A 26,189-nucleotide genomic window follows, 5' to 3' on the forward strand; every position below is an offset into this window, starting at 1 on the left:
ACAACCATCTTCTACTATTGTAGAATATAAGCAATAAAAGGTGTTTTACATTTGTAGAATAGAAGGAGGGTTAGACTATGCGAAACGACAAGCGATTGCCCGATGCGGAGCTGGAGGTCATGCAGACCATCTGGTCTCTGGGCACACAGGTCACGGCGGCCGAGGTGCAGCAGCACGCGGATAAGGATTGGAAAATGACCAGCGTGCTCACGTTCCTGTCCCGCCTGTGCGACAAGGGATTTCTTTCCTGCACGAAGGAGGGACGGCAAAACCTGTACACGCCGCTCGTCAGCGAGGAGGACTACCGTCAGCGCGAGAGCGTCGGTTTTCTGCGCCGGCTGTGCGGCGGCTCGGTGAAAAATCTGGTCGCGAGTCTGTCGGATGCGGGCGCGCTGACCGAGCAGGACATCGACGAGCTGCGCGCGTTCCTCGACAGACAGGCGCACTAAGGAGGGGATCTTATGCTGCAATTCTCGGAAAAACTGCTCAACAATCTGATGCAGATCGGCCTGACCGTATCGTTGGCGGCGCTCGTGCCGCTCATTCTGCGGCGGCTGATGAAAAAACGCTATCCGGCCCGTATGGTATGTGTGGTGTGGGCGATTCTCGCGCTGCGGCTGCTCGTTCCGGTGCAGCTGACACTGCCGCAGGCGCCGGTGCAGGTCATGCCGCGCACCAGCTATGTGGTGCAGAGCGACCAGACGGCGTTCCGGCAAGCCGGACTTCCGGTTGTGCAGAACCCAACCCGATGGGTGACGGGCACGCAGGCGCAAACGCTCAGCGCGGCAGATACCGGCACGGTCAAGACCGTGGATATTACCGACATTCTGCTGACGCTGTGGCTGACAGGCGTGATTGCCTGCGTACTCTGGCAGGGGATTGGCTATTACCGGCTGATACGCAGCCTGAAAGGTAAGTCCCGTTCGGTCGAACGCGCGGATTTGCACACGATTTTGCAGGAGCAGTGCGCCGATCTGGTTATTGACCGGGAAATCCCACTGCGGGTATCTGCGGCGGCGGATTGCCCAATGCTGGCAGGATTTATCCATCCGACGCTGTATCTGCCGGATGAGCACATTTCCCGGACGGACGCGGCGTTCATTTTCCGCCACGAGCTGACGCATTACAAGCATGGCGATCTGTGGCTCAAGCTGCTGCTTCTGGCGGCACGCTGTCTGCACTGGTTCAATCCACTGGTGCATCTGATCGCGCGATTCGCGCAGGAGGATATTGAGGCGGCGTGCGACGATGCGGTTGTTCGCGGACACGATGGCGCGTACCGCCGAGCCTACGGCGAGACCATCCTGCGGTCGGCTATCGCGCAGGCGCAAAAGAGAAAGGCTTTGGTATCCTGCTTCGGTGATGACAAAAAGACGCTCATGCGCCGGTTTGAGGGACTGTTTGACAAGTCGGTCAAAAAACGCGGTGTCGCGCTCGTTGTGATGATCGCGCTACTGGTCGGTTCGCTTAGCTGCACGATCGCGGTCGGTGATAACGATAAGGGTCTAACGAAAGAGCTGCGTATACAGCTGGCACAAAAACAGGCGAATGAGGCGGAAAATCTCGGTTATACGGTCAAACTGGACGGGAAAGACACCTATTTGATCACGGATAGAGAGTTCAGCGATAATCCGGGCGAAACCATTCCCGGACGTGTGGTACAAAAGCTGACCTTTGCAAAACAGGATGGAGAGTGGGCCGTATCGAACAGCGAAATTGTGCCGGAAAACGGCCGCGTGACTTCTCTGGATGAATTTAAGCTGTTGTATGAGAATGACCTCGGTCTGCCGGATTTTCTCTCGGACAGTAACCAGTGGAAAATCACAAACGGCTACAATATCAGCGACCCAGTAAATGCAGCAGAAGTGCTGCTCGGTATTTTCCCGGCGGCCAGTCAGGTTGAGGGCAGCGACGAAGAATCCGCACCGTACAACGACATCCGCAAGGTAACTTTCACGTTTAAGGATAACAGCAAGGTTGTTGTCACGATGGTCAACCAGTTCGGTCAGGGCTGGCTGCCGCAGGACTGGACGGACGGCAGCGGCGTTCGCTCCCGCACCGCGGCGGACCTCGCGCAGCAGTATGCCCGCGGTGTGCTGCACAAGAGTGCGCAGTATATTTTCCCGATTTTGACGCCGGACGGTCAGAAAGACCTTATCGCGCAGCAGATGGCTATGACCGGTGGCGAGCAGTGGACGTGGAAATACGGTCCGTCCTCGCCATCTGCAACGGATTTCGTGCTTGTACCCACCGACGACGAGCAGGACTACACGGTCGTATTCCGATACACGAGTAGCGCACCGGACGATGTTCGCTCGGCGTACATCGTGCAGACCATCAGCGAGAACAAAAACAGCTCGGTGATCGGCGATATCCTCGAACTCAGTACGGACAGCACGATGCAGAGCGAATTGTTCCGGACGTACTATGCGACCGGTCTGTCGTGGCCGACCGTGCCGCAGTACATCGACAGCATGGATACGCAGATGATAAGAGGCTACGCCGATCCGGCACAGGCGGCTATGCAGTATTTCGGCATGGCGCTGCACGGCGACTCCTATTTGATGCTTTTGCAGGATACCAATACGCTCTGGCAGGGTGACAGCGCGGACGGCACACAGCTTGCACAGGTCAAGCTGACATTTGGAGATAATCTCGCGCCGGCTTATGTAGTCATGGAGCAGACAGACGCAGGTTACTGGCAGCCAATCGGTATTACCGAGGACATCACAGTGCAGAGCGGAAAAGAGAAGCTGTACGCCGGTGTCAATGCGTTGGATGCTATTATGAGCGGTGATACACCGCTGTTGCAGGTTGGCGATACCATCACCTTCACATTTGAGACCGAGCCGGTCGGCGGTGTGGAAATCACTAATCGGCTGGTGAACTGGGAGGACGGCTCGAAGTTCGGTGTGATCGACGAGCAGACCACGCTGCAGAAATCCGGCGATGGCTGGGTCTATACCGTGCCGACGAGCCTTGGCGAAATGCTCTCGAGTACCATCAGCTATCCGTTCTACCATGCTGTCACGCTGGAATACACGGACGCAAGCCATATTCAGCATAAGGCAACGGCGGTGTATACAAGCGGGAGCGACAGTGCGGACGAGAACGAGGACAGCGATATTACCTCAACGGATTACTACAACGATTCGCTGAATTACAGTCTCAAGCTGCCGCAGTCCTTCGTTGATAACGGCTACGCCAAGCGCAATCCGGAGGACGACAGTATTCTGTTCGGCATGAAGAATGCCATGGGCGATGACAGCCGCGACTCGACCGAGGACGGTGTAATTATGACATTACGCGCGGATGCGACTGCTGTTCTGCATAGTGCATACGGCGATAACTGGACGGAGAATTATCCGGTTCCGGCTAAGGAGCTTGCGCAGAAGGACGGCTTGACGTATCTGCTCGAATATGTATCCGATGTGCAGTATGACCCGTCCAATCAGGAGATTGCCGCCAAGTACAAGGAAATGCTCACTGCCGCGCAGAATATCACCGCGGATGATTTTGCACTCGACGACCTGACGGATAAGGACGGTACTGTTCGCCGTGCGCAGCTGCTGACAAGTCTCGGTGCACATTATGCGGTCCTGCATATGGGCGCACAGCATGACCAGCCGTATCAGGTTGCCGTGAATACGGATAATAATTCCTGTGAGGTCTATGTCAGCCGTATCGACTGGACAACCGAAGCACAGTATAAGGTCTATGCCGCTGATAGGGTGACTTTCAAGGATATTACCAATACCGAACCGACAACGGTGGAGCATCTGGCCGATTCTGCAAAGGGATTGACCGCAGAGCAGTTTGATTTGCTGTGCAGTAGACTCGAGTTTACGCTTTACTCCGACAGTGAGCAGAAAACGATACAGCAAACCCTGCAAAGCGACCAGACACCCGAACAGGGAGCACGAGCTTTCCTCGGCCTGAACGATAAATACGGCAGGTTCGACAGCGATTCCGAGCAGATTTACGGCGAAAATAACGAATTTGCGTCAATAACTTATCGTTTTACCGACCCGAATACCGGTAAAGAAAACGGCAAATACGTCAAGCTGACCATGCACAAGGCAACAGCCGACAGCAGCCTGCCCGCACTGTGGATTCCGTATAGCTATGAGTTGTATACAGCCTAATCCGGCGGTGCTGAGCATAATAACCAATAAAACCTCTGGGCGGCGCTGTTACGCCGCCCTTTGCGTTGAGTAGCCGATATGTGCAGCAGTAGGGTAGGCAAGACCCGTTCGCTTCTCAAGCAGCAACCTCCCGTTCAACAAAAATTGAAAACCCATGATTTTGTTCACACAACGAACAAACACCGGCGGTATACTTGCGGTATTATAAGAATGTAAGGTGGAATTATATTGTCTACTATTTTAATCGCAGACGATGAGGCGCGTATCCGTCGTCTGGTCAGCGACTTTCTCAAGCGGGACGGTCATACCATCGTCGAGGCCGCCGATGGCAAGGAAGCGCTGAATATTCTGGAGAACCGCCGTCCGGGACTGGATATGGCCATTCTGGATGTGATGATGCCGGGAATGGACGGCTTTGAAGTCCTGCGGGAGCTGCGCGAGCAGGAGCACGGCGAAACCCACCTGCCGGTTATGCTGCTCACCGCCCGTGCCGAGGACGCGGACCAGGTGCGCGGTCTGGAAGGCGGTGCGGACGATTACGTCACCAAGCCGTTCTCGCCGATCGTGCTGGCGGCCCGCGTGCGCACACTGCTCAAACGAGAAGGCCGTGCCGGTGCACCGCTCGAACAGCTTGGCAAGCTGTCGGTCAATGAGCTGCGCCGTGAGGTCATGGTGGAGAACAAGCCGATCGACCTGACCCCCAAGGAGTACGAGCTGCTTATCTACTTCAAGAACAATCGTGCGATTGCGCTGTCGCGTGAGAGTATCCTCAATGCAGTCTGGGGTTACGATTACTTCGGCGACCTGCGTACCGTGGATACGCACGTTAAAAAGCTGCGCGCCAAGCTCGGCGAGTGCGGCACCATGATCGAAACCGTGCGCGGCTACGGTTACCGCTTTGAGGTATGAAGCTGAAGCATCGGTCAATCCGGTTTACGTTTTTTGCTGCGATCAGCATTATCGCGCTGGTGTTTATCGGTATTCTTGTGCTGCTCAACGTTTTTTTCTATCAGGATTACTATATGATGACACGCCGGAGCGAGCTGCGTGATGCCTACGGCAGCATCTGTACCAGCTACGCGACTGATTCCTCGGATGTTGCCGCACTGTTGGACAGCTATGAGAGCCGCAGTGCCATTCGTCTGGCAGTGGTGACCGATAACGGCGATGTGATTACCTCGTCTGCCATGCAGGAGGGGGACGTAGGGTTTGATTTTGGGCACATGGAGCAGAAGTTCCGCAGCTTTGCGGTGCTGGCGTCCGTGGTCCAGAATCGTGACTGGGTAGATTTGGGTAAAAACGAATACCGCTTTATGACGATCAGTCTGCGCGATAATGATCAGTATTTGTGTCTGATCGGCGTGCTGAATGCGGAACACGGTGAATATCTGATCGCATATATGCCCTATGCGTATATCGAACAGAATTCTTCGCTGAATCTGGTGTTTCTGCTGATTGCCGGCGGCTGTGCGCTGTTGATTTGTCTGGGGTGCGGCTATGTTATCTCGCGTCAGTTTACGCGCCCGCTTATTCAAATGGCGGGACTGGCCGACCGGATGAGTGAGCTGGATTTCTCTATGCAGTACACCGGCAAGGGGGACGGCGATGAGATTGACCAGCTGGGACAGTCGCTCAACCGCCTGTCTGCGTATTTGGAGCAGGCAATCGGTGAGCTGAAGGAGTCCAACGATCAGCTGGCACAGGAGATCGAGGAGAAGGAGCGTATCGACAATATGCGGCAGGAGTTCATCGTGAACGTGTCGCATGAGCTGAAAACGCCGATCGCGCTTATTCAGGGCTATGCCGAGGGCCTGACGGCTGGCGTGGCCGATGACCCCGAGGACCGCAAGTTCTACTGTGATACCATCGCCGATGAGGCCGACCACATGAACAAGCTGGTCATGCAGCTGCTCAGTCTGTCGCGGTTGGAGCTGGGTGCAGAGCAGACGTTCGACGAGGATATTGATCTGCATGCACTTTGTGCGGAAGCGGTGCGCAAAACCGCTGTTTTGTGTGAAAATCGAGGTTTGACCGTGGAATATGAGAACGCGCATATTACGGTCCGCACGGACGGCGATCTGCTCGATCAGGTGCTGATGAATTACCTGTCCAACGCTATCCGCTACACGCCTGAGGGAAAGCATATTGAGATTTCGGCCGCAAAAACCGGCAACAGCGTGCGCCTGTCCGTGTTCAATGAAGGCGATGGTCTGCCGGAGGAGGAGCTGCCGAAGATCTGGGAGAAATTCTACCGCACCGACCGCGCCCGCACCCGAGAGGCCGGCGGCACCGGCATCGGTCTGTCGCTTGTCCGCGCCATCGCGGATACCCTGCACGGCGCCTGCGGCGCAGAGAACGTCGAAGGCGGTATCTGCTTCTGGTTTGAGCTGCCGGATCTGCTGCCCGCGGAGGACAGCAAGATAAAAGACTGAATTTGTCGAATAGAAAATTGAAAATTATGCTTGACAACTGTGCTATCCTATGGTATAGTATATAAGCACTCTGAAAGAGAGCTGCGATAAAATCTATATCGCGGGGTAGAGCAGTTGGTAGCTCGTCGGGCTCATAACCCGGAGGCCGCAGGTTCAAGTCCTGTCCCCGCAACCATGTTTAACCGCTGATTTCGTAAGAAATCAGCGTTTTTTTTGTATTTTTCAGAGCACTTAGAAAACCTCCGGGCAGGAAACCTCAAAAGTGGAAAGCTATATGCGGAGAGAGAAACAAGTAAGAAAAAGGGTATTGTTTAATCATTTTTTACTTGTTACATATTTGCGAAAAAGTAAAATATAATAGTATTTTAAACGGTAAAATTATAAATTATATTAAAAAATAAGAAGAAAACTAATTAATTGATAAAATGATAATAAATGGAATAAAAAGGATAATACATCATTTTTTACTCGTGATATAGACTAACGACAGCAAAATCCACGATCGTCTATAATGGTTGCATAAATCGGAGTGAGAGCTCCATCTGCACGGACTTTCAGCTCCACTTTCACGGATTAAAGCCCCACCAAGAATAACAGCGCGCCGGACTAGGAGGACCGGTACGCTGTCAGGTTAATTTGTTCCGCATTCGAAAACTGGGATATTATTGCATTCTGCTGAACTAGTTATGCATCCGTCTTATCGTTCTTCAGAGAAGCTGCTCGAAGCCCCTTGCGTTCGCGCATCGAGACACGTCCTTCCACCAGAATTTCATACGAATTATGGATAATTCGGTCCATGATTGCTTCAGAAATCGGGCTCTGAGACTCTGGGTCCGGATCAATCCGGGTATACCAGCCTTCGGGCTGGTACTGTGTACAAAAGATCGTAGAACGGCTGCTGCGGGCCTCCGCAATTTCAAGCAGATCATAAGACTCCTGCGAGGTAAGAGGCCGGATCAGCCATTCGTCAAGAATAAGCAGCTCCACTTTCTTGTACGCCTTCATCAGCTTTTTCAGACTGCCGTTGCTGCGGGCGATATTCAACTCATCCAGCAGTTCTGGCATACGGATATAGCGAACCGTTTTCATCCGCCTGCACGCAGCATTACCCAGCGCGCAAGCGATGTAAGTCTTGCCATTACCGGAGGCGCCTTCCAGTACAACGTGGTGGCCTTCATCAATGTAGTTGCAGGCAGCAAGCCGCAGAAGCTGTGCCTTGTCCAGTTTGCGATCCTCATGGTACTCGATTTCTTCCATGACGGCAGAAGGAATGCCAAACTCGGCATTCCGCATTAACCGGGTCACTTTGTTATTCTGGCGGCGGTTCCATTCCGCGGTCACAAGCATGCTCAGCCGCTCTTCAAAGCCAAGCAAATTGAATGAAGCGTCCTGAATCTGGTTTGCAAATTCAGCTGCCATGGCGGTCATTTTCATCTCGGTAAGCATGTCTATCGTCTGCTGGTTCATTTCTGCTCACCGCCCTTCTTGAAGTAAGAAGCGCCGCGCGTAATGCCGTAACGATTGATGTTTTTCGGCTGTTCCGGCTGCGGCAGGTCAGGCAAGGCCTTCTCATTCTTCAAAAGACTGCTGATATTGCGAACAGAGGGTGTAGTTGTAAACGCAAGAACCCGTCCGCAGGCGTTTTCAAGACGTTTCCTGCCGTAACGGTCACCGAGCTTTTTCAAGCTTGCACACGCCTTGTATCCCTGCTCAGGAGCTTTGCCAGAGTCAAGGAAATGATACACTGCCTTTTCTGCCATCGGCCCAACGGACATTGCCCATGTTTTGAAATCTTCTGCATTGTACGCCAGATACCTCTGATGCTCCTGCGGCATATGCTCTAGCTTCATCAGCGGTTCACGCTGCTTTGTCTGCAAACGGCGGTGGCTCGCAACGCGGCTGCCATGATAATAAACTTCCACCAAGTTTTTTGTAACGCGGATATCAACCTTCTCACCAATCAGATTATAGGGCACGGAGTATTTGTTTTTGCCATCAGAAATCAGGTAGTCGTTCGGAACCTTTGCCATAGACCAGACAGCGGCTTCAAACGGTGCAGCGGGCAGCGGCAGCATATACGCCTGTTCTTCCTCAAGATAAGCGCTGCGGCGGGTACCGGGGCGCTGCTTGAACTCGCGGCTATTCAATTCTTCGAGCTTCTCAGCAACCGCTTCGTTGACTTCATGCAAGGAGAAAAACTTACGATCTCGCAGTGCGGCAATAATCCAGGTCTCAGCAAAACGGACAGAAGCCTCTGCCGAACTCTTGTCCTTTGGACGACGTACTCGTGCAGAAACAATAGCTGTGTTGTAATAGTCCGCAAGTTCCTGATAACTGCGGTTCAGCACCGTTTCATATCGAGTGTTAGACGTAGTTGCGGTCTTGCAGTTATCCGGAATGAGCAGCCTTGCCGCGCCGCCGAAATAGTTGAACGCATGAACATGACGGTTTAGCCAGTTCTCTGTTTTCATGTCGTCGCAGGCTTCTGCATAGACGTAACAGCTGCATGGGAGCACCGCTACAAACAGATAAGCCGCACTCTGTGCGCCAGTAGCCGAGTCATATACCGGGACAGTATCTCCGGCCCAGTCAACCTGGATTGCATCTCCCGGCTTATGCTGAATGCGCATGGTTGCCTTGGTAATGCGAGCCCATTTGCAGTATTTGTCACCGAACTGAGTGCTCATATACGGTGTGCGGCCGCCTTCATAACATTTGCGGCAGTATTCTTCCCAAAGGAGCGTCAGCGTAACGCCGGGCTTGGCAAGTTCACGGTGGATGTACGGATAATCGGGTTCAACGTAAGTGCTGATTTTCCGGTATTTGTCCGGAAAAAGAATTCGCACCAGCTCGGCGTTGGTAATGTCCTCGTCGAGGGGCCAGTGGATATTGGCTTTGCTTGCTACCTCTAATACCTTACGAATAGTATGGCGTGAACAGCGTGCGCTGTCTGCGATTCTCCGCTGACTGTAGTCGAGATAGTCCAGTCGTAGGATTTTTAAATAGTCTGTCATTTCAAAACCTCCAGATAAATATGTCACAGCAGTTGCCGTGCATATTCATTATAAAGGCTTTGGTGCTCTAATGCGGCTGAGTGGAGCTAAAACTCCGGCAAGGTGGGGCTAAAACTCCGTGCAGATGGAGCTCTCGTAGCGATTTATGCAATTTCTCTTTCTCTCAATGCAGAAAAGGCTAGCTGTCTCTTTATTACTTTGAAAATTCACGTGAAATTTCAAGAAAAATTGTTTTATTCTTCACAATCAAAAAGGGTGTTTTTTGATTTTTCCTCTTAAACTATTATAAGAAGAAATTGAAATTTACCCAGCCGCTAGAATAACACGTAAATATTTTTTCTGTACACAAAATTTAAAACAAAAAAATGACATCCTCTTAGTATTCTAAGCTTTACGCTTAAAATATCAAGGGGATGCTATCTTGTGCCTTGTGTTAACGAAAAAGATGCGGATATAGCCACACAAACTATTTAGAATACAAAGTGTAGTTTTATTTTTCTAAAAGTGCAAGGTAGTGTTCTTTTCTGGCATCTAACGCTCGTAATTTCTTTCTTTTTAAGCAGCGTTTGCAAAACTTGATAGGATAGGACTCTTTTGAAAAGAACGGAAGTGCACCCTCAAAAGTGGTAATTGCAGTCAGAAAGAAAATCACATATTTTGCGGAACTATCTGACTGTTGCAGAGCAACATAGAATGATATTACAATAAATGCTAGTGCTATCACAATGGAAACAGTCTTTATTACCGATATCCATCGATGCTCTTTTTGGCTGAATTCTTTATCTATTTCCTCTTCAGCTTGTTTACAAACTCTATTTTTTTGAGCTTGTTCCTCGATTTCATGTTTTCGTCTAGCTTCATCATGACCCGCTCGAAGACTTTCTTCTCTGATCTTCGAGCGAATTTTATCAATGACGCTCCTGCTGATGTTATTGCGTTCGCCAAAGGTCAGATTCATTAGTTCATGTTTCGCAAATATATCGACTCGTAGCAATGCTGCTTCATCATCATCGATTATTCCTTGGCGCTCTAAATCATCTAAATGACCAAAATAGGCATCCATCAGTTCTTTGGTAGGAGTAATTGCAGCTAAAACATTTTCTAGAAGTCGCATTTGTGGCAAAGTATTACTCTGCTCAAAATCTTTAAGCCAGGCCATAACACACAAATCTTCACCCGTAATTGCAAGGGGAAAACCGACATCAGTCGAAGATTCTTTGATATATTCTTTTACTGCAGATACTAATATAGAATTTGATGTCACAAATACTGCCTTACATTTTTCTATATAAGGATATTTCTGACCTTTTCGCATTCGACTAACAGCATTTATTGCCGTTAGATCATCTGGTAGTGTACTCTGATTATAATTGGATTTTATGGATAAAAGTATTTCTGTTATTCTTTTATCATCAAGCAATCCAGCACTACTGATAGACAGATTGCTTGGCGAGATAGTGTCTATACCAGCATCGCAAAGTTGTCGTATAAATGTTCTCTGATTGGAAGCGACATAGGTATATGAATATCCATGTGCATCAAAGTATTCAAGCGTGAATGTTGAGGGCCGCTTGAACTTTGAAACAGTAGAAAGTTTGTATGCCTCTAAAATACTATTAACTTCGTCGATATTATAAGGGAAGCACGCAAGTTTAGCGCCGTTTTTCTTTAGACTTTTTACCATTTTTTGCACGCTATTATTTTCTTCTTCAGTCTTATATCCCAGATATGCCAAAAGCAAACGCGTATCTAAAAAGAATGTTACATCACTAAATGATGCAGTCGTTGCGTTTGGATTTTCGGCCTGCAAATATAAAGCGGTAGTGACAAAATATCCTTTTACCAACTCGACAAGATAATCAAACAGAGCAGATTTATGTTCGTATTCAGTTAATATAAACCGGGCGATGAAAAAATCAATCTCATTACTTTGTGACTTAAGCTGTCTTAAATCATCGACAGAAAGAACAATGGATCCACCTTGCCGCTCGAAAAAGGATAGTAGAAATCGCTCAGATTCAGCTTGGGTATAATTTGTTCGGTTATATGCTCGGTTTTCATTTAGAAATCGGGTCAGTGCGTTTGTAACTAAATCAGAATGTCCTTTGCAGGTCGTTCTTTTAGTGGAAAAATCGTCAATTAAATCTCCAAGTGATTTAAGCAATACAAATCGCTTATTTCTTCTTTCTATACGATGGTTGTTCTTTGAAAATTTCGATGATGTTTCCCTTGATAAAATCCTATCAACCACAGCCTTTTGAATAGACTTATATCCAAATTCGGTCTCCATATAGTTACATACTTGCGTGACCTTAATTTCATCGCCCACTTTTGTTGTGTTGCCCACGGAATAAAGGACAAATGGGCGTATTAAATCCAGTAAATCCTGTCGATTTGATTGCCAAAGCGCGTAGAGCATCGCTAAACTTATAATAGTATTCCGGTTCATAATATCTATCCTCATTCCGCTGTTTTCTCCCATTTTATCACAAATCTCCTTTATATACAATGGATTCTCAGTCACATCAATATAGAGTACCGTTGAAAATACTATTCCCATATTAGGGAGAAAACCCATTAGTAATTGCATAATTATATACAATCAGCTCTCATAAATCAGGGTAGAAAAAGAAGAAAAACATGAGGTGGTGCTATGGCATCTCCGGGATTACATCTACTGAAATAAGGAGGCAAACGGCTAAGCGGCGTATCCGATATATGCTATCACTTTTCACAGTAGCACTAAAGTTTTGCAAATTTTCGTTTTCTCTTTTGTACGCCTGACTGGATTCGAACCAGCGGCCTTTAGAGTTGGAGACAGAGAGATTGAATTCCTTTTTCTAAGAAAAATACATTGAGTATAAAATTTATAAAAGATAAATTTTGCATTACAAAAAATTAACGAATTCGATGAAAAGATGTAAAAATATTATGAATAAACCTGTGAAAAGTTGAAAAAATGTAGGCGGATGCTATAATGAAAACAAAAGAATAATTTGGCATTCACTATACCATAAAAAGAGCAATGTTTTTATGGTGAATATGAGAAAGGAAATATTTGAAAAAGCGAAAGAACAAAGGCTCGCATATAAAGCGATATGGCATTGACTTTTATGTAAGCGAGATAAAACAGGCGGGAGTCATTCGGCCACAGCTTTATATCAGCCTTCGAGAGCCGGATGGCACGCCTTTCAAATCGAAGGATGGAAGTCGTCCGAGTGCGCGGCCTTATGGTGATACAGAGCATCTCGAAAAGGCTCATACAGCGATGGAAGCACTTATTGTAAGGTATCGCGATGAAATCACTGACTGGATGCGGAAAAGACTTCTGCCGGAAGCAACGCCAATTCTTCTATTGCTGCTCATGCCGGAAGATGAACGCGGAAAGATGTATGGCAGAGATACTGACGGAGCACGAAAACAGCTCTTACGAAATGCGTTAGAGAAATTTCCACTGCTAACTGACCTTGGGGACGCACAAACCACTGTACAGCTGCTGAAAGCAGTATCAAAAACAGCAAAAGAGCGAAATATTTTAGGCCGTATGGTAGAAAACCTCTATGATTTCGCTGTTCGCTGTGGTGTCTGGGAGCAAAATCCATTGGTTCATTTATATCGCTTCAAGATACCGGAAAGTACAAAAGCATCCAAAAATCTGGTGCAGAGAAGACTATGCATTGCAGAGATGCAACGACTGGTTGCGATATGTCAGGAGCGCCAAAGGGAGGATTTACGTTACGCAGCGGTTTTGCTTGCACAAACAACGTGCGTAGCGGTAGGTGAGCTGTGCGCACTTAATGTGGCAGATGTGAGAGCAGTCCCTGATTTGATTTTTCTTGAAATTCGTCGTTCTATCAGCAAAAAGCGCGAGAAAAAGGCGAAAGTGGAGTGGACGATGTACAAATGGGGTGAAAATGCGAGGCGCCGTGTCCCTTGCACCCAGCTCGCACAGACCGCCCTGAAGCCGCTATTAAGGCGTCCAGGATGCACAGATTTCAAGGGTGATGAACCTCTGCTGGTCGATGAGGACGGACGACGGTTGGAGCCAGCAAAGTATAGACGTTTTGAGGACAAAGTGCTGGCAGAGGTAGTGCCTGAGTATGCAAAGCTGTCCTCCAGAAGTGATGTCGTGCAAAGCAGTGTGCGTGGATATTGTCGGGATGTCTGCGGTATGACAGCATCACGGATGATGCGAATTTTTGGCTTGAAAGCGGAGAGCACCTATGAAGAATGGTATGTCGATTACTCATCGCGCATCGCACTGCTGGCTACACGGGCACGGCTTGAGCGGTGTCATAAGCTCTTACAGAGCGGTCGCCAGCCAGAAAACGCTCAGCTGCACATACGGTTGAAGCTGAAGCGCGGTGCCAAAATACGTTTTACAGCAAAATCTCAGATTCGTCTTGCAGTGCTTTTATAAGTATAGGAAAACAAGGAGAAGAAATGGGGAATTTTTTTCATAGCCCAAGAAAAGTAACGGGACAAAATTTGGATAAGTTTAAAGTTCCGTGTAAGTGTGATCGGAGCGATTATAAGTATCAGCCGGTGACAGCAGAAGGCGAGTTAGCACTGGAGGGTGTTTACGAACAATTTTTGCTGGATATGCAGAATGACCGTCACTGGGCCAAGAGCACGTGCATAGCGTATGACAGAGAATTCTGGCGGTCTGTTGCACCGATTTTTCGGGGGATACCGTATGCAGATCTCAATGAAGAACTGGCAGAAAAACTGTGGATGGAAAGAGGACAGTTTGGTCTGGGTGACAGGATCATTGAGCAAAACGCGAAGAAAATTTTTTCCTGCATTGTTGAGCAGGCATATCAGCATGACCTGTCCCAGATGCGTTTCTGGGGAAATGCTGATGTGGAACTTTGCAAAAATGGTTTTGCGCGCACCGCTGAGGGGCAGAAGCATTTGTTCAATCTTGCACACAAGCTGCTGAAACGCCCTAAATCGCTTCCCATCAGCGTGGTAATTCGCATTTATGAAGAGATGGTAAGCCGTGCAGATCGCTTTGGAGAATGTGTTGCACTGCTTGCAATGCTGTTGCTTGGTCTTCGCACCTCAGAGGCTGCCGGTCTGTCATATGGTGATATTCGGCGGATGGATGAGGAGCTGTATGCAATTGAGCGCAGATATGTGGAAAAGCAGAGTTCGCGTGACGTTCAAGTGGGCGGAAAAACATCAAATTCATATCGCTTGCTGCCGCTTGTAAAAGAGTTTCACGATTTTCTTATGGAGCGCAGGCAGAAAGCGCTTGTGTACTACCATAAGCATGGAGGTACATCAGATGAAGAGGTAGATAGATGGCCGCTTGGCTGCCAAGGTCAAACGTATTGGAAACGCTGCACAACGAGAGAAATGAATCAGATGTTTAAAAATATCTGCTGCGATGCTGGTGTAGAGGAAGATTTTTTTGAGGAAGCGGATGCACTGTTAACGGTTGATGAAACATACGGGAAAGAGTATGAACAGTCCGTTACAGCATATATTCTGCGTCATCAGGCAGCGACCGAGTATGATACCACGGATGCTTCTCGTGACGAAATTTCGGCGCTAATGGGTCACACGCAGGAGAATGATGGAACCGAGGTGTTTGACTTCGCCAATGCAGATGGACAACGCAGATTGCTTCATGTCATGATGCAGCGGCCGATTTATATGTATATCTGTGGTAAGATCGGGATGGAGCAGGATATTCTGGAAAAGGGTATGTCGAAAGTGTATGACGGTCCGGTTGAACTGACGGTGGCGGAGAATGCAGAGTATGAGCTTTATACGGAAACGATAGAGCCAAATGACAAGCTGAGAGTCGAAATCGAGGGCGCAGCGGAGTTACTGACAGAGCAGACAATCCTGCATACATGTAGTTCGTTTAAACGGCCGAGGGAACTGGGATGTACGGCAGCAATGCGTGAGGAAACACATCTTGCGGCGGATATGGCGGAGAAGTGCCGGTCTGTCTATACACCAGTCGGCCTTTTTGAGAGTCCGGAGCTTGTGGATAGTATGCCGGAAGTGGAGGATTTAGAGCGCGAGTGGCTGCCAGAGGTCGTGGATGCAGAGGGAAAGCCGTATCCATGCAGCCAACAGGATGAATCGTCAAAGAAGAAGTCAAAGCTGGAGGAGAAAGAGGGCATCTGTGAAGAAAAACTGATAGCTGTGTTATCCAGCGGCAGGCTGGTTAAAGTGTCGGAAAATCGTTGGATTTGTAAATCAGGCGTTTGTTCGATGGGATTGGGTAAGAAACTTCAAGTGAAGCGGATAGTAGTTTTCCGACAATCCGTTGATAAGATTTTGGTCAGTCCGAATGGCCAGGCATGGTATCTGCCAGCTTCACTGACAGTGGATGATTTCTGCAAGAGTGGAAGATGGCAAAAGTGTCATGAAACATTGATTAAAGATGGTGTGCTAATAGAATGTGATCCAGAGGATACTTCGCTGGTCTGTGCAACGCAAAGCGGCAGTCAGGTGCGGCTGCCGTTGGACCAAATACGTATTATGCCAGATGGTATGCAGATTGTACGTACAGACGGGGAGAAGATTGTCACAGCGTGTTGCAGCACAGCGGAAGAGGAGTTGCTGTTTGTCAGCCGTCAAGGAAAGGCGTTGCGCGTGTCTGTTCAGGCGATGCATGAGTACAAAAATCTGGGTATCGGATTGGTTTCTGGCATGAAGCTGAAGACAGGAGATTCACTTTGTCAGCTCGTGGTTTACCGACCAGAGCATAATCTGATTATTGTGACAGAGAAAGGCAGAGGACTTGTACTGTCGCCAGACACAGCGGAAAAGCGTATGATTGAGCCAAAGCTGGGACTGGGTGAGGGTGTACAGCTGATACAATGGGGGCATGGCGGCGATGTCATAGATGCGTTATATGCGGAAACAGGTGTACTGCTGGTAACGAAGCAGGGCAAGGCGCACTGTCATGACTTGAGTGAAATAACTCCACAAAACAGAGGTACGACGGGACACTGGTGGGTTACAAATCATGATATTGTGGGTGCGGTTGAGGTGAGTATCGTTAAAAGAAAGGCGATTGAAGTGTAGAAGATTGCATCTTGAGTTATATCTTTATACGGTATAGGCAATGCTTTTAAACGCTGATTTGTGTGTATTATTGTATTGTTTGGAGCGTTTTCAGCATGGTTGGCGATAATTTATATAATAAAATGCTTCCCGTCTGTTTATTAGTAAACATGCACAGATAGGGGGAGAAAAGCATTTAACTTCAGATTATCTGCGTTACAATTCGGATAATTTTGTATAGATATAACAGTTGCACGGAAGTGAAGCAATGAGTAGATAGACCATGCTCTATGTACCAATAATCTAGTCATATGCGGATATTCCTGGCCCAGTCCACCTGGATTGCATCTCCTGGCTTGTGCTGAATACATGGTTGCCTAGGTGATGCGGTAGCATTTACGGCAGTATTCTTCCCAAAGAAGAGTCAGCGTAACGCAAGTTCGCGATGGATGTACGGATAATCCGGCTCAACGTAAGTGCTGATTTTCTGGTACTTGTTTAGAAAAAGAATTCGCTCTAGCTCGGCGTTGGTAATGTCCTTGCCAAGAGGATAGGGAGATATTAGCGCTTGCTAGCGCTAACACTTTACGAATGGTATGATGTGAGTAGTGTGCGCACCTGTGCAGAATATGTACATCTTTGGGTTGCCAAGAAAAAAGATTTGAAACTGAAATCAGAAGTTAGATTTTCAGGGCAGTTGAGCCTCATAAAAAAGACCTACTCAGTGAATGAGCTCTTTTCTCTTGTGCGCATTTAATGGTTATATATAATAAGTGACAGTAGATTTAGCATTGATGAATAAAATACGAAAGAAGATATTATGTTATTTCAGAATCGCCTAATAAATGTTGCCACAGCCATTACTGTAACAACATTTATTAGGCGATTCTAATATGCTCCCGCGATAAGATGGAACTAAAACTCTGTTCAAATGGGACTCTCGCTGCCATTTATGTAATTATTTAATATTTAGGTCATATAGAGGATTATTCTGAATAAATTTCATTTTTTGTTACAAAAATTGTTTGCTGTATTTAATGTATGCTCGATGGTTGGATAGGCGTTATTTACAAATTGAATATAATCATCGTCAATTATTTCTCCGTGAACACCACGATTAGCAATATTAATTATTTCGCGGATTAGATTAGCGGTACTCATGTCAATTATTTCTTGTCTAACTAAGAATTGTGTCATTGAATACATGGATTTACGACCGGTATATTGGTATGTGTTGCATAATGAGGATAGCTGATTTTCAAGAGAAAACCTAACTTTGAATAAATAAATATTATTATCAGAAATGTTAAAATTGGTGGTTTCAGAACGGGTTTGGGAATTGCTGGATGGAATATTGTTTTGCAACTGAGACAATTCATCTTTAGATGGTAGAGGTTGGTTATTAACAACAAGAGTATTGTAGTTGGAGTTGGCAATTTTTAAGTCTAGTATTTGAAGTCTTAATTCTCCAATAGATTCTTTCACTTCTGCCCGAGTTTGTTCAACCTCTTTTTGGATTCTAATATTCCCAATCTCAATTGTGGAAAAGAGAGGTAAACCTAAAAGAACTAGCCACAAAATAAAAACGAGATTGTGAGTATTTAGTTCTGTTAATTGATATATATCAGCTCGGTATATAAAGGTATAAATCGTACTTCCAATTAGAAGAACACAGTACCAACCATGTTTCTGCAGTATTTTTTTTTATTTTTTTACTTATTTCTGTCTTATTCAATTCGTCACCAACTTATGCCAATCACTACATTGAAGTATATCGACAATATGACAGAATGTCAAATTAACATGTAATGATTTATTATTATATATTTTTCATATTATATTTGCAAGCAAGTATAATATCTGGAGTGTAGTTGGAGCTTAAATTCCGATATAATAACCATTATTGCAACAGTAGGTTACACATATTCACGAGTATCACTTGCCATTAAACAAAGAATTAAATTTATAAATTCGGGGTATTTATATTTGTCTTTATCCACCTAATATATTATATCATATTCGTCTTAAGAATCAATTGGACTATATTTAAGATAAGCAGTGGATGAAATGACTTTCTGCATATTGGAGTAAACATGTTTTTGTAGTAAAATATTAAAAGATTTTGAGATTATGATGTAATAAATTTTTTGAATGGAGAGTAAAGTAAGTAATCTATGTGGCAGAGGAAAATAAGGAGATAACGAAATGATTAATAGTCTTAATATGGATTTAATGAAAGAACGGATATTCTGTTAGAGTTGATGACGGAGAAAAGGGTTGATAAAGAGGAAAGAAGATTGAAAATATTATTTGTGATGCTTATAAAGGGGAGGATATAGGATGACAGTTCTATTAGCAGGCGGAGCGGGCTATATTGGATCACACACAACTGTACAGCTTTTGATGAATGGATATGACGTAGTAATCGTGGATGATTACAGTAATAGCTGTCCGGAAGTCATCAATCGTATAGAAGAAATCACTGGAAAGCAGGTTCACGCCTACGAGGCTGATGTAAAGGATAAATTTAAGGTACAGCAGATTTTCGCAGAGAACAAAATTGACTGCGTGATTCACTTTGCCGGTCTGAAGGCAGTCGGCGAGTCGATGCAGCAGCCGCTGAAGTACTATCGCAACAACATCGACACCACGCTGACGCTGCTCGAGTGCATGCGGGAGGCAGGTGTCAAGCAGTTTGTTTTCTCGTCCTCAGCGACAGTTTATGGCGAGGAGAATGCGATTCCGTACATTGAGACGATGAAACGTGGCAGTTGTTCTAATCCATACGGTTGGACCAAGATCATGATGGAAGAGATTCTCGAAGATACGGCAAAGGCTGACCCGGAATTGACAGTTGTGCTACTGCGCTATTTCAACCCAATCGGTGCACACGAATCCGGTCGTATCGGTGAGGATCCGCAGGGTATTCCGAATAACCTCATGCCGTATATCGCGCAGGTGGCAGTCGGCCGACGCGATCATCTCACTATTTTCGGCAGCGATTATCCGACACCGGATGGCACCTGCCGCCGCGACTACGTCCATGTGATGGACCTTGCAGACGGCCATGTGAAGGCGGTTGAGTACGCCTCACAGCACAAGGGTGTTGAGGTATTCAACCTCGGCACCGGCACGCCGTATAGCGTGCTTGAGATCGTGCATGCATTTGAGAACGCAACTGGTGTTGCAATCAAGTATGAATTCGGTGATCGCCGTGCAGGCGATTTGCCGGAGTTTTGGGCAAATGCCGATAAGGCCGCACAGGCGCTCGGCTGGAAGGCGGAACGCGATTTGACGGCGATGTGCAGAGATACCTGGTGCTGGCAAAGCGGAAACCCGAAGGGATATAAGAATAAGTAATGAAGGAATCGAGAACGAATGATAGCTATTGATATTTAGTGTTATTAACTGGCGTTTTTCACCAAAGGCTTGAGATGTGTTAGGGGTTAGTTATTGTGTTTTGGGTATTATAAATCATGATTTAGGAAATGGATTGAAGAGAAAAATGTCAGATGTTTCAAAAATAACGTTTGAATATCTCCCTGAAAGTATTGTTGTTTAAAGGCAGATTTGATATAATAAATTTGGTTCTATAAAAGTAGCCCAAAGTTGAGTATATTAGTTATATGCGCATGAAACATAGTGACGCTTGGAAAAATATTCAATAACATTGAGAGTGCATGAAAGTGTTACTTAGAGAAAATAATGGGTGTCTTGACGCAGTGTATAGATGTTCAAGAAGTAGATAAAGAAAGATATCTTAAGACACTAAATATCAAAATTGAGGATACATAGATGAAAGGCATTATTTTAGCAGGCGGTAGCGGTACGAGACTGTATCCGCTGACCATGGTAACGAGCAAGCAGCTTTTGCCGATTTACGATAAGCCGATGATTTATTATCCGCTTTCCACGCTGATGCTGGCTGGAATTCGGGATATACTAATCATCTCGACACCGACGGATCTGCCAAATTTCGAACGTCTGCTCGGTGACGGCAGTCATTACGGCATCAACCTGTCGTATAAGGTGCAGCCATCTCCGGATGGCCTTGCGCAGGCGTTCACGCTTGGCGAGGAGTTTATTGGTAATGAGCCGTGCGCGATGGTGCTCGGCGACAATATTTTCTATGGTGCAGGTCTGAGTGAGCGCTTGAAAGCCGCTGCAGAGGCAGCACAGAATGGTCGGGCGACCGTGTTTGGTTACTACGTCAACGACCCGGAGCGCTTTGGTATCGTGGAATTTGATGAGGCAGGCCACGTGATTTCTGTCGAAGAAAAGCCCAAGCAGCCGAAATCCAACTACGCAATCACTGGCCTGTACTTCTATGACAAGCGCGTTGTGGAGCTGGCAAAGCAGGTCAAGCCGTCTGCACGCGGCGAGCTGGAAATTACCGACCTCAACCGCATGTACCTCGAGGACGGCACACTCAATGTACAGCTTCTCGGCCGCGGCTACGCATGGCTGGACACCGGCACGATGGACACGCTCGTTGAGGCAGCGGAGTTTGTGCAGGTTATCGAGCAAAGACAGGGCATCATGATTTCCGCACCCGAGGAAATCGCATATCGCCACGGCTGGATTACGCGCGAGGAACTGCTCAAATCGGCGGATACATACGGAAAATCTCCGTACGGTGATCATTTACACCGCGTAGCAGACGGAAAAATTCGATATTAAGAAGGTAAGGGCATGGAGATTATCAAAACGAAAATTGACGGCGTTGTCATCGTGGAACCTAAGGTGTTCGGCGATCATCGCGGATTTTTTATGGAAAGCTGGTCCAAGCGCACATTTGAGGAGGCCGGTCTGTACTACGATTTCGTGCAGGACAACCACTCGTCCTCAACCGTGAAGGGCACGCTGCGCGGTATTCATTTCCAGCGCGGCGACAAGGCACAAGCAAAGCTCGTGCGCTGTGCACGTGGTGCAGTGCTTGATGTTGCTGTTGACCTGCGTCCGTCCAGCCCGACCTACAAGCAGTGGGTCGCGGTTGAGCTGAGCGAGGAGAATAAGCGCCAGCTGATGATTCCGCGCGGTTTCGGCCACGGCTTTGTGACGCTGACCGATCATGTGGAATTTTTGTATAAGGCGGACAATTACTACGCGCCCGAGGCGGACGGCGGCATTCGCTGGAACGACCCGGAGCTTGGCATTGACTGGGGCGTAACCGACCCAGTTCTGTCCGAAAAGGATACGAAATCACCGTTTTTGAAGGACGCTGTGACTGGATTTGAGGACTGGTAATATGAAGATTTTAGTAACCGGCGGTGCCGGATTTATTGGCGGCAATTTTGTGCATTTTATGCTCAAAGAGCACCCGCAGGACGATATTCTGTGCGTGGACGCGCTGACGTACGCAGGCAACATGGAGACGCTTGCGCCGGTGATGGACAATCCACATTTCAAGTTTATCAAGGCGGATATTGCCGACCGCGAGGCAATTTACAATATTTTCGAACAGGAAAAGCCAGAAGTCGTTGTCAACTTTGCAGCGGAGAGCCACGTTGACCGCTCGATTGAAAATCCGTCCATTTTCCTGCAGACCAACGTCATGGGCACGCAGGTGCTGCTCGACGCGTGCCGTAAGTACGGCATTCAGCGGTATCATCAGGTTTCGACTGACGAGGTTTACGGCGATCTGCCGCTTGACCGTCCCGATCTGTTTTTCACCGAGGAAACCCCGATTCACACCTCCAGCCCGTACTCGGCGAGCAAGGCAAGCGCTGACCTGCTCGTGCAGGCGTACCACCGCACGTTCGGCGTGCCGGTGACGATTTCGCGCTGTTCGAACAACTACGGCCCGTATCATTTCCCGGAGAAGCTGATTCCGCTCATGATCGCGAACGTGTTGAACGACAAGCCGCTGCCGGTCTACGGTGACGGCAAGAACGTTCGCGACTGGCTGTACGTGGAGGACCACTGCCGTGCCATCGACCTTATCATTCGCAACGGTCGCGTCGGCGAGGTTTACAATGTCGGCGGCCACAACGAAAAGACCAATCTCGAGGTCGTTCAGCTGATTATTGCGGCGCTCGGCAAGGGCGAGATCAAGTTTGTGCGCGACCGTGCAGGCCACGACCGTCGCTACGCGATCGACCCGACCAAGATTCACAACGAGCTGGGCTGGCTGCCGCAGACGAAGTTTGAGGACGGTATTCAAAAAACTATTCAGTGGTATCTGGACAACAAATCGTGGTGGAAAAACATTATTTCCGGAGAATATCAGAAGTATTATGAACGAATGTATGGAAATCGATAAGCCGCTTATCACCATCGTGATGGCGGTTTATGAACCGAATATGCAGTGGTTAAAGGAGCAGCTTTTGAGTCTGGAGGCACAGACCTATCCCAATCTGGAGCTGATTATCCGCGACGATTGTTCGCCGACTGTGCCGTTTGAGCAGATTTGCGAGTGCGCGGCGACGTGTATTCGGTCGTTTCCATATGAAATCTCGCGCAACGAGCGCAATGTTGGCTCTAACCAGACGTTTGAGTGGCTGACGCAGCAGGCGCGCGGTGAGTACATCGCGTACTGCGATCAGGATGATGTCTGGCTGAGCGAAAAAATAGAAACGCTGTATCAAGCTGTTTTATCACAAAATGCAGTAATGAGCTATTGCGATATGGCAGTTATTGATGCAAAAAGTGATGTGATTGCGACTTCATTAAGGCAAATCAGACCACGGTTAGAGTATTTAACAGGTTCTGCGCTGATGAAGTCGTATTTTTTTAGAAACTGCACGGCAGGGTGTTCTATGCTGATGCGGGCAGATATTGCAAAGCAGGCAGTGCCGTTTCCCAAGCAGACAGTGGCAGACCATTGGCTTGCAATCTGGGCGGCATACAGCGGCAGTATTGCATTTGTAGATAAAGCAATGCTGAAATACCGTCAGCATTCGCGCAATCAAACGGGTATTTTGAGTGGCGTAACAGATAAAGAAAGCTATTGTGTAAAACGGATACTGCCGCTGAAGGAACGTTTGAATATGCTGAAAGAGCGCATAGATGTACAGCAGAATTTACAGGATTTTGTGCAGGCCCGCATTGAAAATCAGGTTCTGGGCATTTGGAAAGGTAGAAAGTTCAGCCCGAAAGAAGCTGGATTTGAAATCATCATGAATCTGTTGCCGGAGAAATTGTTTCAGGCAATCATATCGAGGATCAGAAAATGAAAATTTTAGTTACCGGAGTCGGCGGACAGCTTGGATACGATGTATGCAAGGTTCTGGACGCGCGCAAAATCGAAAACAAGGGCGTTGATCTGGCGGATTTTGACATCACGGACGCACAGTCAACGCATGATTACATTGCCGCATACCGTCCGGATGCGGTTATTCACTGTTCGGCGTGGACGGCCGTGGACAAGGCGGAGGACGAGTTGGACAAGGTTCGTGCGGTCAACACCGAAGGCCCACGTAATATTGCGAAGGTCTGCAAGGAGACCGGCGCGAAAATGCTGTACATCTCGACCGATTACGTGTTCCCTGGTACAGGTGAACGGTTCTATGAGCCGGACGATCCGACCGGCCCGCTCGGCGCTTACGGTGCGACTAAGCTTGGCGGCGAACTGGCTGTCAAGGAGCAGCTGGATAACTATTTTATCGTCCGTATTTCGTGGGTGTTCGGCAAGAACGGCAACAATTTTGTCAAGACCATGCTGCGTCTTGCGGAGACGCACGACAAGCTGAATGTAGTCTGCGACCAGATTGGCAGCCCGACGTACACAGCGGATTTGGCGCCGCTGCTGTGCGACATGATCGTGACCGAAAAGTACGGAACGTACCATGCAACCAACGAGGGTATCTGTTCGTGGGCGGATTTCGCAGAGGCGATTTTTGAACTGGCTGGCAAGAAGGTTAAGGTAAATCACATCTCGACCAGCGAGTACCCGACCCGTGCGGTGCGTCCGCTCAATTCGCGTATGAGCAAGAATAAGCTGGAGCAGATGGGATTCTCGCGTCTGCCGCACTGGAAGGACGCGCTGGAAAGATATTTGAAGGAACTGGAGATTTTGAAGTAATGCATCTTATTAAAAAAGCTCGAGCAGCTTATCAGAAATACTGGTTTCTGCTCACACAATTGGTAAGTCGAGATTTTAAGACAAAATATAAACGCAGTGTACTTGGTGTGCTGTGGAGCATGCTGAATCCGTTGCTGACGATGGGAGTACAGTATATTGTTTTTTCGGAATTGTTCCGTTGGGATATTGATAACTTTGCCGTATATCTGCTGATTGGTACGGTAATGTTTAACTTCTTTACGGAGTCGACGGGACAGGCACTGGTTTCTATTACCGGCAGCGCGTCACTGATCACAAAGGTATATGTGCCGACTTATATCTTCCCGGTTTCTAAAGTGCTTTCGTCGTGTATTAACCTAGGCTTTTCGACTTTAGCATTGTATGCAATTCTGCTTATCCAAGGGGTACCGCTGAATATCTATCATTTGCTGATGCCGTTTGGATATGTGTGTCTGATTGCATTTGCGATTGGCATCGGACTGATTCTGGCCTCGATGATGGTATATTTCCGCGATACGCAGTTTTTGTACGGCATTGTAACGGTTCTGTGGATGTATCTGACGCCGCTGTTCTATCCGATCGACATCGTGCCAGCACGTTTTCTGCCGATTATCAAGTGTAATCCGATGTTTCACTTCATTCGTTATGTGCGTAATATCATTTTGGATGCTTCGCTTCCGACGCTTCGTGCACATTTGGTTTGCCTGCTTTTTGCTTTTGGTACCTTGGGTATCGGCTGGGCAATTTTCCAGAAGGCAAAGAAAAACTTTATTCTGAATATTTGAGGTTATGTGATGATTTACGTAGATAATGTAACGATGAATTATCGTATTCAGCAGGAGAATATTAAAAGTATTAAAGAATATCTGGTCAATGTTCTGCGCGGCAAGATTTCGTATAAAGAATTTTGTGCGCTGAACCAAGTGAATCTGCATATCAACCGAGGAGAAGTGTGCGGCATTGTAGGACGCAATGGTGCGGGCAAGTCAACACTTTTGAAGGTCATCGCAGGCGTACTGACACCGACATCGGGCCATGTTCAAATCAATGGAAATATTGCCCCGATGCTGGAGCTTGGTGCAGGCTTTGACCAAGATCTAACCGCTAAGGAGAACATCTTTCTGAATGGCGCAATTTTAGGCTATTCGAAGAAATTCCTCGAGGAGAAATATGACGATATTATTGAATTTTCAGAGCTAAAAGACTTTATCGATCAGCCGGTTCGTACGTTTTCCTCCGGTATGATGATGCGTCTGGCGTTCTCTATTGCAACACTAGTAGAACCGGAAGTACTGATCGTTGACGAGATTTTGTCCGTTGGTGATGGACATTTCCAGAAGAAAAGTGAAAAACGTATGCGCGAGCTGATGAGCGGCGGTACTACGGTTCTCATGGTTTCGCATGCGCTGAAGCAGATTCGTGATCTCTGTAATCGTGTTATCTGGCTGGAGCATGGAAAGGTCATTATGGACGGACCGACACAGGAAGTGTGCGATGCATATGAGCAGACGCAGAATTGATAGTAATCGTTTGATTTCACTATGGG

At 47.5% G+C, this 26,189-nt stretch carries 18 protein-coding genes and 1 tRNA gene; 15 read left to right on the top strand and 4 right to left on the bottom strand.

Translation table 11 applies throughout. The features are described 5' to 3' along the window. The first annotated feature begins 77 nt into the window (after positions 1 to 77). The 5 genes from PGS25_RS10315 (at position 78) to PGS25_RS10335 (ending at position 6,752) form a co-directional block, all read left to right on the top strand. Positions 78 to 449, top strand: a complete 372-nt coding sequence (locus PGS25_RS10315) for a BlaI/MecI/CopY family transcriptional regulator (protein WP_118360575.1) — start codon at positions 78 to 80, stop codon at positions 447 to 449. 12 nt (positions 450 to 461) lie between these two features. Next, entirely contained in the window at positions 462 to 4,145 is a 3,684-nt protein-coding gene (locus tag PGS25_RS10320) for a M56 family metallopeptidase (protein WP_270418562.1), read from the top strand. Between the two features lie 228 nt (positions 4,146 to 4,373). After that, complete coding sequence (locus tag PGS25_RS10325) at positions 4,374 to 5,054, top strand: response regulator transcription factor (protein ID WP_110435724.1); 681 nt, start codon at positions 4,374 to 4,376, stop codon at positions 5,052 to 5,054. Then, positions 5,051 to 6,577, top strand: coding sequence for a sensor histidine kinase (locus PGS25_RS10330; protein ID WP_270418563.1), 1,527 nt, complete (start codon positions 5,051 to 5,053; stop codon positions 6,575 to 6,577). The genes PGS25_RS10325 and PGS25_RS10330 overlap by 4 nt, the downstream gene beginning before the upstream one ends. A 99-nt stretch (positions 6,578 to 6,676) precedes the next feature. Next, positions 6,677 to 6,752: transfer RNA gene (locus PGS25_RS10335), tRNA-Met, on the top strand. A 509-nt stretch (positions 6,753 to 7,261) separates the two neighbouring features. Here PGS25_RS10335 and PGS25_RS10340 read toward each other — a convergent pair. From PGS25_RS10340 to PGS25_RS10350, 3 genes are all read right to left on the bottom strand, one after another. Next, the gene (locus PGS25_RS10340; protein ID WP_270418564.1) at positions 7,262 to 8,044 is read right to left on the bottom strand and encodes an ATP-binding protein; all 783 of its coding nucleotides are present in this window, start codon (positions 8,042 to 8,044) and stop codon (positions 7,262 to 7,264) included. Beyond that, the gene (gene istA / locus PGS25_RS10345; protein ID WP_270418566.1) at positions 8,041 to 9,591 is read right to left on the bottom strand and encodes an IS21 family transposase; all 1,551 of its coding nucleotides are present in this window, start codon (positions 9,589 to 9,591) and stop codon (positions 8,041 to 8,043) included. The genes PGS25_RS10340 and istA overlap by 4 nt, the downstream gene beginning before the upstream one ends. Before the next feature lie 490 nt (positions 9,592 to 10,081). Beyond that, positions 10,082 to 12,073: a hypothetical protein gene (locus PGS25_RS10350; protein WP_270418568.1), complete on the bottom strand. Its 1,992-nt coding sequence runs from the start codon at positions 12,071 to 12,073 to the stop codon at positions 10,082 to 10,084. 576 nt (positions 12,074 to 12,649) lie between these two features. Here PGS25_RS10350 and PGS25_RS10355 point away from each other — a divergent pair. Continuing rightward, a complete protein-coding gene (locus PGS25_RS10355) occupies positions 12,650 to 14,011 on the top strand; it encodes a hypothetical protein (RefSeq protein ID WP_270418570.1) in 1,362 nt (453 codons plus the stop codon). Between the two features lie 23 nt (positions 14,012 to 14,034). Next, the gene (locus PGS25_RS10360; RefSeq protein WP_270418571.1) at positions 14,035 to 16,641 is read left to right on the top strand and encodes a DNA gyrase C-terminal beta-propeller domain-containing protein; all 2,607 of its coding nucleotides are present in this window, start codon (positions 14,035 to 14,037) and stop codon (positions 16,639 to 16,641) included. 981 nt (positions 16,642 to 17,622) lie between these two features. On the opposite strand, the gene PGS25_RS10365 is transcribed toward PGS25_RS10360, so the two are convergent. Then, positions 17,623 to 18,198, bottom strand: coding sequence for a hypothetical protein (locus tag PGS25_RS10365; protein ID WP_270418572.1), 576 nt, complete (start codon positions 18,196 to 18,198; stop codon positions 17,623 to 17,625). A 762-nt stretch (positions 18,199 to 18,960) separates the two neighbouring features. On the opposite strand from PGS25_RS10365, the gene galE reads away from it, so the two are divergent. From galE to PGS25_RS10405, 8 genes are all read left to right on the top strand, one after another. Then, positions 18,961 to 19,980, top strand: a complete 1,020-nt coding sequence (gene galE / locus PGS25_RS10370) for a UDP-glucose 4-epimerase GalE (protein ID WP_270418573.1) — start codon at positions 18,961 to 18,963, stop codon at positions 19,978 to 19,980. Positions 19,981 to 20,415: 435 nt separating this feature from the next. After that, positions 20,416 to 21,300, top strand: a complete 885-nt coding sequence (gene rfbA / locus PGS25_RS10375) for a glucose-1-phosphate thymidylyltransferase RfbA (RefSeq protein ID WP_270418575.1) — start codon at positions 20,416 to 20,418, stop codon at positions 21,298 to 21,300. A gap of 12 nt (positions 21,301 to 21,312) precedes the next feature. Then, a complete protein-coding gene (gene rfbC, locus PGS25_RS10380) occupies positions 21,313 to 21,867 on the top strand; it encodes a dTDP-4-dehydrorhamnose 3,5-epimerase (protein ID WP_270418576.1) in 555 nt (184 codons plus the stop codon). A 1-nt stretch (position 21,868) separates the two neighbouring features. Then, the gene (gene rfbB / locus PGS25_RS10385; protein WP_270418577.1) at positions 21,869 to 22,882 is read left to right on the top strand and encodes a dTDP-glucose 4,6-dehydratase; all 1,014 of its coding nucleotides are present in this window, start codon (positions 21,869 to 21,871) and stop codon (positions 22,880 to 22,882) included. Continuing rightward, positions 22,869 to 23,795 carry a glycosyltransferase gene (locus PGS25_RS10390; protein ID WP_270418578.1) on the top strand — a complete coding sequence of 309 codons (927 nt, stop codon included), beginning with the start codon at positions 22,869 to 22,871 and terminating at the stop codon, positions 23,793 to 23,795. Before rfbB ends, PGS25_RS10390 begins: the two co-directional genes overlap by 14 nt. Next, positions 23,792 to 24,643 carry a dTDP-4-dehydrorhamnose reductase gene (rfbD, locus tag PGS25_RS10395; RefSeq protein ID WP_270418579.1) on the top strand — a complete coding sequence of 284 codons (852 nt, stop codon included), beginning with the start codon at positions 23,792 to 23,794 and terminating at the stop codon, positions 24,641 to 24,643. Before PGS25_RS10390 ends, rfbD begins: the two co-directional genes overlap by 4 nt. Next, positions 24,643 to 25,428 (top strand): ABC transporter permease, encoded by a 786-nt coding sequence (locus tag PGS25_RS10400; protein WP_270418580.1) that lies wholly within the window; start codon positions 24,643 to 24,645, stop codon positions 25,426 to 25,428. The genes rfbD and PGS25_RS10400 overlap by 1 nt, the downstream gene beginning before the upstream one ends. A gap of 9 nt (positions 25,429 to 25,437) precedes the next feature. Next, positions 25,438 to 26,163, top strand: coding sequence for an ABC transporter ATP-binding protein (locus tag PGS25_RS10405; protein ID WP_270418581.1), 726 nt, complete (start codon positions 25,438 to 25,440; stop codon positions 26,161 to 26,163). Positions 26,164 to 26,189: the final 26 nt, after the last annotated feature.

It is taken from the genome of Butyricicoccus sp. AM78-15b2TA, assembly GCF_027665985.1.
Classification (GTDB): Bacteria; Bacillota; Clostridia; order Oscillospirales; family Butyricicoccaceae; genus Agathobaculum; species Agathobaculum butyriciproducens.